Annotated in this window: 11 protein-coding genes and 1 riboswitch; all 11 genes read right to left on the reverse strand. The window is 40.3% G+C overall.

The features are described 5' to 3' along the window. Positions 1–5 precede the first annotated feature (5 nt). The 11 genes from FVA72_RS01945 to FVA72_RS01995 all read right to left on the reverse strand — a co-directional run bounded on the left by FVA72_RS01945 (position 6) and on the right by FVA72_RS01995 (position 11,541). Complete coding sequence (locus FVA72_RS01945) at positions 6–1,007, reverse strand: ABC transporter substrate-binding protein (protein WP_110592646.1); 1,002 nt, start codon at positions 1,005–1,007, stop codon at positions 6–8. Between the two features lie 12 nt (positions 1,008–1,019). After that, positions 1,020–1,787, reverse strand: coding sequence for an ABC transporter ATP-binding protein (locus tag FVA72_RS01950; RefSeq protein ID WP_228677527.1), 768 nt, complete (start codon positions 1,785–1,787; stop codon positions 1,020–1,022). Positions 1,788–1,789: 2 nt separating this feature from the next. Then, positions 1,790–2,548 (reverse strand): ABC transporter permease, encoded by a 759-nt coding sequence (locus FVA72_RS01955; RefSeq protein ID WP_110592645.1) that lies wholly within the window; start codon positions 2,546–2,548, stop codon positions 1,790–1,792. 12 nt (positions 2,549–2,560) lie between these two features. Further along, positions 2,561–4,363: an arylsulfotransferase family protein gene (locus FVA72_RS01960; protein WP_165119634.1), complete on the reverse strand. Its 1,803-nt coding sequence runs from the start codon at positions 4,361–4,363 to the stop codon at positions 2,561–2,563. Positions 4,364–4,694: 331 nt separating this feature from the next. Then, entirely contained in the window at positions 4,695–5,816 is a 1,122-nt protein-coding gene (thiH, locus tag FVA72_RS01965; RefSeq protein WP_165119636.1) for a 2-iminoacetate synthase ThiH, read from the reverse strand. Then, complete coding sequence (locus FVA72_RS01970) at positions 5,813–6,583, reverse strand: thiazole synthase (RefSeq protein ID WP_004264496.1); 771 nt, start codon at positions 6,581–6,583, stop codon at positions 5,813–5,815. The genes thiH and FVA72_RS01970 overlap by 4 nt, the downstream gene beginning before the upstream one ends. A gap of 2 nt (positions 6,584–6,585) precedes the next feature. Then, positions 6,586–6,786: a sulfur carrier protein ThiS gene (gene thiS / locus FVA72_RS01975; RefSeq protein WP_004264499.1), complete on the reverse strand. Its 201-nt coding sequence runs from the start codon at positions 6,784–6,786 to the stop codon at positions 6,586–6,588. Continuing rightward, positions 6,774–7,532, reverse strand: coding sequence for a HesA/MoeB/ThiF family protein (locus tag FVA72_RS01980; protein ID WP_096865030.1), 759 nt, complete (start codon positions 7,530–7,532; stop codon positions 6,774–6,776). Before FVA72_RS01980 ends, thiS begins: the two co-directional genes overlap by 13 nt. Before the next feature lie 75 nt (positions 7,533–7,607). Then, on the reverse strand, positions 7,608–8,291 hold the full coding sequence (thiE, locus tag FVA72_RS01985; protein ID WP_153674192.1) for a thiamine phosphate synthase: 684 nt from the start codon (positions 8,289–8,291) through the stop codon (positions 7,608–7,610). Further along, positions 8,275–10,248 carry a phosphomethylpyrimidine synthase ThiC gene (thiC, locus tag FVA72_RS01990; protein ID WP_110592642.1) on the reverse strand — a complete coding sequence of 658 codons (1,974 nt, stop codon included), beginning with the start codon at positions 10,246–10,248 and terminating at the stop codon, positions 8,275–8,277. Before thiC ends, thiE begins: the two co-directional genes overlap by 17 nt. Positions 10,249–10,392: 144 nt before the next feature. Next, positions 10,393–10,504, reverse strand: a riboswitch (TPP riboswitch). A gap of 374 nt (positions 10,505–10,878) precedes the next feature. Next, a complete protein-coding gene (locus FVA72_RS01995; protein WP_110592641.1) occupies positions 10,879–11,541 on the reverse strand; it encodes an HAD family hydrolase in 663 nt (220 codons plus the stop codon). Positions 11,542–11,547: the final 6 nt, after the last annotated feature.

Consider the following 11,547-nt stretch of genomic DNA (forward strand, 5'->3'; position numbering starts at 1 on the left):
GGCGTTTATTTTTTAGTATAAACCCAATTTTTTATATCAATAGGCTTAGTGATAATTTTGTTATCAATCAAAAATTGTTGAGTTTGCTTTAACTTACGGATGTCATTATCAGTAATATTAACGGAATAGCGTTTAGAAAAACTATCTATACTATGAAAATCATGTATTTTTTTTATGATTTCAATATTAGTATCGCTTTCTTTAGCAAGTAAAATTTCTGCCTGATCGGGGTTATTTTGCGCATATTTACTTGCTTTTAATAAAGCAATATTCATTGCTTTAATCACCTTCTCATTTTGATTTATGAATGCTTCTCGCCCTACGATAACAGAAATACCTGAGAGTTCAGGTTCAGTACGGGTTGAATAAAGTGTTGTAATCGTCGGAGATTTATTTTCTAAACGGGCGGTACTTTGCTCAGTCCATACCATCGCATCAATTGCTCCGTTTAATAATGCGGATTCAGCATCATTTGTCATTTGAATAATATTGAAGTCAGATAATTTATATCCTTGTTGTTCAATAAATAGCGTGAAATACCGTTGCATATACGTTCCTCGTGGTAATGCAACTTTCTTGCCTTTAAGGTCAGCTAACAAGTGAATATTGCTCTCTTTTCTTACTGCGATATTAGCATTGATGGAAGAATCCTCTGACATGATTAATTTTAAGGGAACACCTCTCGATGTGGCTATAATTCCCGGAAAATCAGCATAAACAGCAATATCAATAGCATTTGTCGCTAGGCCTTCATTGACGGCTGGACCTGCTCCTGCAAAACCAGAAATGGAATATTGGTAATCAACTTTTTGTAGCTCTTCTTCAAGATATCCTAGCTGTTTTGCTAAACCGAGCAAACCACTTAAACGACCATTATTATCTGCTGTACCAATACGAACAATTTTTTCATTATTTTTACTGTCAGGTAGCCTTTCATCCCCACAACCAACTAAAATGAAGGAAATTAATACTATGATAGGAAATTTGATATAATTTAATAATGTCATGATATGTTCCTTCTAGATTTCATATTCACTTGAAAAAAGTTCTGCAGAATTATCAAAAAATTCTTGAAGAATAATTCTCTTATAATATGCGAAATCAGAACTACCTCGATTTCGTGGATAAGGAAGATTAATATCAATTATTTTTTTTATGTTTCCAGGGCGGGATGACATTATAATTACTCGATTTCCCAAATATATTGCCTCTTCAATATCATGGGTAACTAAAATCATCGTCAGTTGCTTTTCTTGTTTGATAGATAAAATCTCTCGTTGCATTTCAATTTTGGTTAAAGCATCAAGTGCGCCAAGCGGTTCATCCAATAACAATAGTTCAGGTTGGGTGATTATTGTACGGGCAATTGCTGCACGTTGTGCCATTCCTCCTGAGAGTTGTTTAGGATAAGCATTAGCAAACTCAGTCAAGTTTACGAGTTTTAAATAATTTTCAACTAAAATTTTCTTCGTTTTTTTATCTATATGGTCTAATCCGAAAGCGATATTATCAGCAATTGTTAACCAAGGTAGAAGCCTATTTTCTTGAAAAACCATTCCTCTTTCTATATTTGGTTCGGTTATCTCTTTATTTTTAAATAATACACTTCCACTATTGAATTGGTTTAAGCCTGCAATTATGCGTAGTAAAGTACTTTTCCCACAACCACTATGGCCAACGATAGCAATAAATTCACCTTGTTGAACTTGAAGGTTAATATCTTCTAAAACAGGAAGTAACTTATTATTGATAGTAAAGTTTTTAAATCCATTTTTGATTGACAGCATATTTATTTCCTTTCTGTTCTTAACCATGGCAGCAGGTAATAAGATATAATTAATAAAATCTTATCTAATAATAAACCGACTATACCGATAACAAGAATACCCACTATAACGACTGGAGAATCTAGCATAATTCGGGCATCATTGATGCGATAGCCAATACCTGAGTTAGCTGCGATCATTTCTGCTGCAACGACTGTTGCCCAAGATAACCCCATTGCAAGCCTTAAACCTGTAAATAGGTTGGGAAGTAGTGATGGAATATAAATTTTTCGTAATTTTTGCCAGATATTGAATTGATAAAGATTACCTAATTCAATATAAGTCATAGGTGTCGTTTGTATTCCATTGATGGTACTTAGTAATATAGGGAAAAAGGCACTTTTTATAATAAGAATAATTTTAGTTACTTCACCAATCCCAAACCATAAAGTTAATAATGGTATCCATGCTAGTGGAGGAATTTGACGTATAGCATTTAATGTCAGGTTGAAAATTTGGTTTGTTCGTAGCGACAATGCCATGATAATACCAAGAAAAAAAGCAAAAATAGCAGCGATAGCAAAGGCTATTAATACTCGGGATAAACTAATTGATAAATCTTGCCATAATTGCCCAGAATATAATTGGAAATTCAAAGAATGCCATGCTTGCGGAATAGATGGAAAAATAACAGGAGAAACACCTCCAATTGTTGTTGTAATATACCAAATTGTAAAAATAATGACTGGAAGTAGAAGTAAATAAAAACTGTTTTTCAACATGATATATAAACCTCAACTTATTTTATCGAAATATTGATTGAGGAAGCTCACATATGTTTTTGTATCCTGTAATCCAACGAGTTTATCCACTAATTTCCCATTATTTGAGACTGCAATAATAGGTATACTTCTAAGTGAATACTTTTGAAGAGTTTCAACAGAATTATCTACAGAGAGATAATTGATTTTATTTATTGAGTAAAGTTTCACTAATGAAGGTAATAACTCATTCAATACTTTACATTTATTGCACCAATTAGCACCGAAGAAAATCAAATTATTTTTATTTTCATTAATAATTGAATAGAATGTTTCACTATCTATTTCATATATTTTATCGGAAAAGAAAAATATGTCAGATTTTTTGGAGGAATGATTATCTCCAGTGCGAGCAATACATAAGATATCATCATCTGGAATTTTATGTTTTATTATCCCTTCGATATACACTCCTGTAATTGTATCTTTAGGGGCTGCATTTGGTAATCGAAATTGAGAGACATCCAGAGGTGCTATGCTATTTTCTTCAGGTATATCTAATTGAGGGATCCAATCATAAGGGATTCTATAGGCACGATAGATCATATTATTGCGTTTTTTTCCTTCTCGCCAGTAAGGTGAGACATATTCCCACACAATCTCATGTTCAGCTGTTATTTCAATCAATCGCCCATTTGAGCCTTCGGTAATTAAAGTATTACCATTTGGTAGACGCTGAGCGCTACTTACATATGGGCTATAGAATCGACTCGAATCCATGGGAGATGCAAAACCTAGTTTTTCTGCATCATGTTGCCAAATAATTTCGAGAGTAACTGGGTTTATTTCTAATACTCGAGAACTATCTCTCCATGCATTTTTTAAGCCATATACAGATGAAGGGTTTGGTGCTCCATAACCAGCCCAACCTCCATTATCAAAAATTAACAGATTTCCTGCACCTGGGAGGCCATGAGGTATAATATGAGCATGATGAGGTCCGATAATCCAACCAAGATGATGAACTTGTTTGTCGTTATAATCTGGTCCTAATTGCCAAACTATTTTTCCAGTTTTTCGACTAGTTATTCCGATTATATTTGCTTCTCTAGAATCCCAAATAATGTTATCAGGATGAAAACGTTCGTCTCCATTATCATAATGTAGATTTGGCCCTATACGAGACATGGTATTAATATGTAGATAATCTCCCATGCCTCCACCAGCATTACGCATATTTGGATCACGATATAAAACATTTCTAGCTTCTTCGCTGAAATTTAATTCTGAAAAGTGATCGCTAAATGCCCATTGCCAGATAATATTACCTTGCCAATCTACTTCGATAAAAATATCATCAAGTAGCCATTTATCTGATATTTCAGGTTTGTAAATATTTTGATGGCATAGTATTAGAGTATTTCCGCTATGGGTTTGTGATGTTAATGTAGGAGAATAATAACAAACAGGGTTTCCATCACGTTGAAAATCATGATGTTGTCTTGCCATCCATATTATTTCTTGATTAGGATCTTGTATTTTTTCTAATTTATTGAATGACCATATAATGTTACCATCCCAATCAAATTGAACTAAATCAACTTGATCTTGAACACCATATTTAGGTGATCGCAAACCATGACTACCAAATAAATATCCACCAGGTAAAATTTTATTAGGGAAACCATCAACTCCTTGCCATAAATGCACTTCTCGACCATTCATATCAATTAATAGCGCACCTTTTCCTGGTGCGTTAAAAAGGGTATAACCACTAAATGTTTTTTCTTTATTGAAAATAGTAGTTCCTGAAGGATAAATACTTGGATGCCCCATATTAAATATTCCTATAGTAAATTTTTTCTATGTGGAATAATGGTGTAAAGGTAATGGCTTTTGAAATATTTTTTATTATGGTGTTATAACTTAATAGAACAATACAGTAATGTTCTATTAAGTGCTTATATTTATAATATTAAGTGATAAGAATATAATACGTAATTAATACAAAAAGTTAAAAATATAATTGATTTTTTCCTAGTGATGGTATGAGTATTGTTCATATCTTATGATCAGTAACACAGTATGAATGATATTAAACTATACATTATGTTAATTCATTTACTGATCGTTATTTACGGGCTAACATTGCGTTAGCCCGTAAAATTTAACGGCCTAAATAACTATCCCAATCTTTCCAAACGGGCTGTAAACCGGCTTGCACAAGGGCATGTGCGACTTGAGCGGCACTGCGGTTATCATTTGGGGAAAACTGTTCTAGCTCTTCTTTGGTATCTGCATAGCCACCCGGTTGGGTTTTTGAGCCGGCACTGACGTTGTTAATTGCCAATGGCACCACGTGATCACGGAAATAAGGTGATTCACGGGTTGAGAGTGAAAGCTCGACATTCGGCGCCAGTAGGCGAAAAGCACAAATCAATTGCACTAATTCGGCTTCATTCATCAGTGATGCTGGTTCAACGCCACCTGCACAAGGGCGCAAGCGAGGAAAAGAGATAGAATAACGACTTTGCCAGTAGTATTGCTGTAAGTACAACAAGTGTTCTGCAACCATATAGCAATCGGTACGCCAACTGTTTGATAAACCAATTAACGCGCCAAGGCCGATTTTATCTATACCTGCTTCTCCTAAACGTTCTGGAGTGGCTAGGCGCCAGTGAAAATCCTGTTTTTTACCTTTGAGATGATGTAGTTGATACGTGAGCTCATGGTAGGTTTCTTGATAAACCATCACACCGTCTAACCCCAAAGTTTTCAACTCCTTATATTCATCTGTGCTTAGTGGCTGCACTTCCATCATTAACGAACTGAAATAAGGGCGAATGATGGGGAATGTGTGGCGGAAGTAGTCCATACCCACTTTACTTTGGTGCTCCCCTGTAACCAGTAATAAGCTATCAAAACCAATTTTGCGAATGGTTTCGCACTCATTGATGATTTCAGCGTCATTTAGCGTTTTTCGCTTAATTTTATTACTCATCGAGAAACCGCAATAAGTACAATCGTTTGCGCATAGGTTCGATAAATAAAGTGGCACGTAAAAGCCAACAGCATGGCCAAAGCGTTGGCGGGTGAGTTTCTGGGCTTTTTGTGCCATCAGCTCAATATAGGGACGGGCAGCAGGGGAAAGCAGAGCCATAAAATCATCGAGTGTGAGTATGTCTGTCGCCAAAGCGTGTTCCACATCGACAGGTGTTTTACTGTTTATCCGCAGTGTTGTATCGTCCCAATCCAGTGCTTGTAAGCGTTCTTGGAAACTTGGGATCATGATAAGGCTCCTAAAAAACGGGTCAATGGGCTGGACGCTTGCGCCTGTTGCTTCGGCGCAGCTAACCCGCTTTGATAAGCTAACTCAGCGGCTTCGACCGCGAGTTTAAACGCTTTTGCCATAAGTGCAGGTTGCTTCGCTACCGCGATTGCGGTATTGACTAAAACGGCATCGGCACCCATTTCGATGGCTTCTGCCGCATGGCTTGGCGCACCAATTCCGGCATCTACGACGACAGGCACAGAAGCTTGTTCAATAATGATACGGAGCATTTCTTTAGTTGCTAAGCCTTTGTTTGTGCCAATCGGTGAGCCTAATGGCATCACAGCGGCACAGCCTACTTCTTCCAAACGACGACAGAGTACTGGATCTGCGCTGCAATAAGGCAATACAACAAATCCCTCTTTAACGAGCTGCTCTGCGGCGAGTAATGTCTCGATGGGATCGGGTAGCAAATAACGCATATCTGGATGGATCTCAAGTTTGACCCAATTGGTACCGAGGGCTTCTCGAGCTAGGCGCGCTGCAAATACCGCCTCTTGGGCATTTTTCGCACCGGAGGTATTCGGTAATAGCTTCACACCCAATTCTTGCAGTGGCTGTAAAATACCATCATCTTGCCCACGTAAGTCAATACGTTTCATTGCCATTGTCACCAATTGACTGCCGGATGCCTCAATGGCGTCTTGCATTAGGTTGGCGCTGGCAAATTTACCTGTTCCAGTAAACAGGCGTGAGTGAAAAGTTAAATCTGCGATTTTTAACATTATTAGCCCCCAGCGATAGCTTGAAATAACAAGATATTGTCTTGGTCATTAATGAGATGTGAATCCCACTGACTCTTCGGAATGATCACTTGGTTGATAGCAAGTGCAGTTCCCACTATTGGCCGGTTGAGAGTGGAAAATAATTGATTAACCGTCAGTGGGGCGTCGAATTCCATAGGTTGGTCGTTAATTATGATATGCATGTTTCTTCCCGACAGATTGGACATTGCAATGACGGCGTTAATTGCAATGTATTCCATTGTTGCTGTTTCCCATCAAATAAACGCAATTTACCGCTCAGTGAAGAGGGAAGGCCGACAAGTAATTTAATGGCTTCTAGTGCTTGCAACGTGCCGATAATTCCAACTACAGGCCCTAATACCCCGGCAGTGCGGCAGTTGCGCTCGGGTTCATCTTTGTCTGGATATAAACAGGCATAGCAACCAGTACTAAATGGCGGCTCAAGTACCATTAATTGGCCGCCAAACCCAACCGCACTACCGCTAACTAAGGTTGTATTGGTCATGACACAAGCGGTATTGACCGCATGGCGAGTGGCCATGTTATCGCAGCAATCAAGCACTAAATCGACTTGTTCAGCTAAAGGAATTAAAGTCTCAACATCCAACTTCTGTGCGACAACATGGGTTCTTACCAATGGATTGAGCCGATGCAGCCTATCTGCGGCAAGCTGGGCTTTTGGCTGGCCGATATCATCGGTATCGTAAAGTACCTGCCGTTGTAAGTTAGAAACGTGCAAGTCATCGTGGTCAGCTAGCCACAATTCGCCGACACCAGCCCCCGTTAAATAAAGGGACGCGGGGGAGCCTAACCCCCCTAAGCCGACAATGAGGACTTTGCTATTTTTGAGTTTTTGTTGCCCCTCGGGACTAATGTCTTCGAGTAGTAGCTGACGGCTGTAACGCATGAATTCTTGGTCACTTAACATGATTGAATTCCTTAAATCATCACTCACCCTGTTTTATGATGACAAAGCAGGGCGAGTTATGTGATTAAAAATTTGCTAGTTGGCAGTATTTCGCTCAATTAAATCCAACAACGTTTCTGTTGCAGCGCGCCAATCATCGGCTTTGGTAATCGCACTGACCAGCGCAACACTACCTACCCCAGTTGCTAGCACTGCAGGGACTTTATCAATAGAAATTCCACCAATGGCGACAGTTGGGTAATCAGGCGTTGCTTCCACCATGGCTTTAAGCGTTTCTAAACCCTGAGGCGAAGAAGGCATTTCTTTCGTTTGTGTTGGAAAGATATGCCCCATAGCAATGTAAGAAGGACGCACGGATTTCGCGATAGCCAGTTCGTGCTCATCGTGCGTTGATATTCCTAACCGTAAGCCCGCTTGGTGGATTGCTAATAAATCGGTAGTTTCCAAATCTTCTTGGCCCAAATGTACGCCATAAGCACCCAACTCGACCGCTAAGCGCCAGTAATCATTAATAAATAAACGTGCGTTATGTTTTTTTCCTAGCGCAATCGCTTGTTGAATATCATCACGAACATCGGCATCAGGTTTGTCTTTGATGCGTAATTGGATGGTGGAAACACCTGCATTAAGCAAGCGTTCAATCCATTCAACGGAATCCACAACGGGGTAAAGCCCAAGGCGTTGTTCGGTCGCAGGAAAAGGACTATTTGGGATAGATATAGTATTTGGAATAGATATAGCACTAGGCAATTTTGGCATTTTCATCCACCTCTGCGTTCACAATTTCAGCACCATGGTAGAGCTCGCTGCCATGAGCACGGAAGGCTTCTGACATCTGTTCCATACCGGCTTCTTTTTGTGCTGCGTAGTCACGAACTTCTTGGGAAATCTTCATTGAACAGAATTTCGGTCCGCACATAGAACAGAAATGGGCAATTTTCCCAGAGGCTTGTGGTAAGGTTTCATCGTGATATTTGCGAGCAGTTTCAGGGTCTAATGCCAAGTTAAATTGGTCTTCCCAGCGAAATTCAAAACGGGCTTTGGACATGGCGTTATCACGGATCTGTGCACCAGGGTGCCCTTTAGCAAGGTCAGCGGCGTGAGCTGCAATCTTATAAGTGATTAGCCCTTGTTTAACATCGTCTTTATTCGGCAATCCCAAGTGTTCTTTCGGGGTGACATAGCATAACATTGCACAGCCAAACCAGCCGATCATGGCGGCACCAATACCAGAAGTAAAGTGGTCATAACCCGGAGCAATATCGGTTGTGAGTGGGCCTAAGGTATAGAATGGCGCTTCGTGGCAATGTTCCAATTCTTCCGTCATATTACGGCGGATCATTTGCATTGGTACGTGGCCAGGGCCTTCGATCATGACTTGGACATCATATTCCCACGCAATTTTGGTTAACTCACCAAGGGTATGTAATTCGGCAAATTGTGCTTCATCGTTGGCGTCTTGGATTGAGCCTGGGCGCAGGCCATCCCCTAATGACAAGGAAACGTCGTAAGCGGCACAAATTTCACAGATTTCACGGAAGTGCTCATACAGGAAGTTTTCTTGGTGATGAGACAAGCACCATTTGGCCATGATGGAGCCACCGCGAGAGACGATCCCTGTTAGGCGCTTGGCGGTCATCGGTACATAGCGTAGTAATACGCCGGCATGGATAGTGAAGTAATCGACGCCTTGCTCTGCTTGTTCTAATAATGTGTCACGGAACATTTCCCACGTGAGATTTTCGGCGATACCGTTTACTTTTTCGAGCGCTTGGTAAATCGGAACCGTACCAATAGGCACTGGGCTGTTACGTAAAATCCATTCGCGAGTTTCGTGAATATAACGGCCAGTGGATAAATCCATGACGGTATCCGCCCCCCAACGTGTTGACCAAATCAGTTTTTCGACTTCTTCTTCAATAGATGAGGTGACCGATGAATTACCAATATTAGCATTAACCTTAACCAAGAAATTACGGCCAATAATCATTGGTTCTGATTCGGGATGGTTGATATTGGCTGGGATAATGGCGCGACCTGCCGCCACTTCTTGGCGAACAAATTCAGGGGTAATATTCTCCGGTAAATTTGCGCCAAAGCCTTGGCCTGGGTGTTGTTGCAATAAAACTTCACCACGAATACGTTCACGCCCCATATTTTCGCGGATTGCAATAAACTCCATTTCAGGGGTTACGATGCCTTTACGTGCATAGTGTAATTGGGTAACACACTTGTTAGTTTGGGCTTTTAATGGGTGAGGGCGGTTGTTAAAGCGCAGATGATCAAGACCTGCATCAGCAAGGCGTTGTTGGGTAAAATCGGAACTTAAATTTTCGACAGGTACGGTATCAGCTCGTTCACTTATCCATGGCGCACGAATTTTTTTAAGACCTTTATGCACATTTAATTCAGAAACTGGGTCGCCGTAAGGGCCAGATGTATCATAGATAGGAACAGGTTCGTTATCTTCAAATTGAGGGTTATCTTTATCGCCACCAGTCAAGGTTTGAGAGAGCTGGATTTCTCGCATCGGGACTTGGATATCGTCTCTAGAACCTTGTAAATAAATACGCTGTGAATTAGGAAACGAAACGCCAGAAACGGTATTAATAAAATTTTCAGCGGCATCACGTTGAGCTTTACGGGTACGAGCGGGTGCTGCTTGTGGCGATAAATCAGCAGTAGGGATGATATTTTGTTCTGTATTATTGGACATAGCAATTTCCTGACATTGTCACGGCTATCACAGTTTTATGTGTAGCGGGTTTATCGAAAGAAAGTTGCTTGTCAGGAGTTCGGAGGAGTAATAAAAAGACGTTGCGGCTAATTTTTCACCAAATGTGAGGTGATAAACTAACGCTGAGTGATTACTCTTGTTCCCTTCGCGGGTATTAACCCGATCAGGTTCCGCGGATCCCGAATTAACGGTCTCAGCCTGATGCATTGCATACTAGGCACTCCGACAAGAGATTTCAGTATAAGCTTTCCTCGTTATTCTTCAAGCGATAAGTGCGTTGGCTGCTCTCGGCTACCCAAGTCACATACTTATGTATGCTCCTTGGGATATCCTCATTTGCCGCCTTCTTCTCACTTGAATAATTTAGAGGAAAGTAAAATGGAATAAGGTTATTTCCTTGTTATTTTTCAAGGAATAAGTGCTTCCTCGTCATTCTTCAAGCGATAAGTGCGTTGGCTGCTCTCGGCTACCCAAGTCACATACTTATGTATGCTCATCGGGATAATTCTATTTATCTCCTTCCTCTAGCACGAATAATTTAGAGGAACCTTTGAAAAGATTAGTTAGTTAAAACCAAAATTAAAACCAAGTTTGAAATTAAAATTGGGCTTACAAACCCCAAGTATATTGTGGCCAATTGTGTTCGAGTGCGGCTTGCGTTAGGCGTTCGTCACCGTTGATAATAAATACTTCATCGGCGAATTGGCACATCGGGAGATCGTTAGCGGAGTCGGTATAGAAATATACATATGCGTCAGTGATCGGCTGGTGGCGGACCCAAGCTAATAGGCGTTTGACTTTACCTTCCTTAAAGGTTGGAATGCCGTCGATCTCTGTGGTGTAGCAACCATCTTGTTGTTTGATATCGATCCCCATCGCGACATCCGCACCTAGTTTCGCAGCAATTTTTTTCACAATAAATGAAACGGTTGCGGAGATCACAATAATTGGCAGCCCCTTAGCTCGATAATTTGCGATCGTTCTAATGGCGTCAGGGTAGACTCGCGGTAAAATCACGTTTTGTACAAAATCATCCAACCAAATATCCACTTGCTCAGTTTTTACATTGGCGAGGGTTTGTAGGTTAAAATGCAGGTAAGTCGGCATATCCAAAGTGCCTGCATTATACTGCGCCATCATGGCTTTATCTGCCTCCACAAATTGTGGGTCGCTAATGATTTGCTTATCCCACAGATATTGTGTCCACAATACACTGCTATCACCTTGAATTAACGTATCATCTAAGTCAAAAATGGCCAGTCGGTTTTGCATTATATT

The organism is Providencia sp. PROV061 (genome assembly GCF_011045655.1).
GTDB lineage: Bacteria > Pseudomonadota > Gammaproteobacteria > Enterobacterales > Enterobacteriaceae > Providencia > Providencia hangzhouensis.